The organism is Streptococcus sp. 1343 (assembly GCF_013277355.1).
Lineage (GTDB): Bacteria > Bacillota > Bacilli > Lactobacillales > Streptococcaceae > Streptococcus > Streptococcus pseudopneumoniae.
In genome coordinates, this window is sequence record NZ_VMMT01000101.1 from 1 (window position 1) to 744 (window position 744).

Consider the following 744-nt stretch of genomic DNA (forward strand, 5'->3'; position numbering starts at 1 on the left):
TTCAAGCCAGTTTTTCTCGTAGAGAAAAACAAGAAAACCACCAGCTATGCTGGTGGCTGACAAGGCTTCTAGCTTCCATTTATTTTTCCAAGTATAATCTAATTGTTCAGGTTAGATAAAGGAGGAAAAATAAATGGCTAAAACCAGTTACAGTTTATCACATACTAAATGGATGTGCAAATATCATATAGTTTTTACACCTAAGTATCGCCGTAAGGCGATATATTACAAAGTCAGGTCGGATTTGATAGATATTATTAAACATCTATGCGGTTGTCGTGGCGTGGAGATTATCGAAGGTCATATGATGCCAGACCATGTACACCTGCTTGTATTGATACCTCCCAAACTTTCGATTTCCGATTTTATGGGGTATCTCAAGAGCAAAAGTGCATTGATGATATTTGATAAGCACGCTAATTTAAAATATAAGTATGGAAATCGAAAGTTCTGGGCTAGGGGATACTATGTAAGTACCGTTGGACTAAACGAAAAGACCGTAGCTAAATATATTCGCGAGCAGGAAAAGAATGACATTGCACTCGATAAGCTGAGTGTAAAAGAATATGAAGATCCGTTTTCTGATGGCGGATTTAGAACAAGGTAAAAGCCCGTTGTGACGGGCATTAGTCAAGTAATATAGCACGACCTGAACGAAGTTCAGCGAGCGTCTTTAGACGCCGCTGGAGAGAAACGGCTTATAGCCGGTGTACAAGCCACCCGTTTTCACGGGTGGTTATGACT

Annotated in this window: 1 protein-coding gene; it reads left to right on the top strand. The window is 39.9% G+C overall.

Annotated elements, in window-relative coordinates:
- Window positions 1-133: 133 nt before the first annotated feature.
- Window positions 134-607: an IS200/IS605 family transposase gene (gene tnpA / locus HT709_RS11355; protein WP_001140801.1), complete on the top strand. Its 474-nt coding sequence runs from the start codon at window positions 134-136 to the stop codon at window positions 605-607.
- The last annotated feature ends 137 nt before the right edge of the window (window positions 608-744 follow it).

Bases quoted from the DNA above. Each gene is read 5' to 3' on its own strand.
- tnpA (WP_001140801.1), top strand. From the start codon at position 134: ATGGCTAAAACCAGTTACAGTTTATCACATACTAAATGGATGTGCAAA.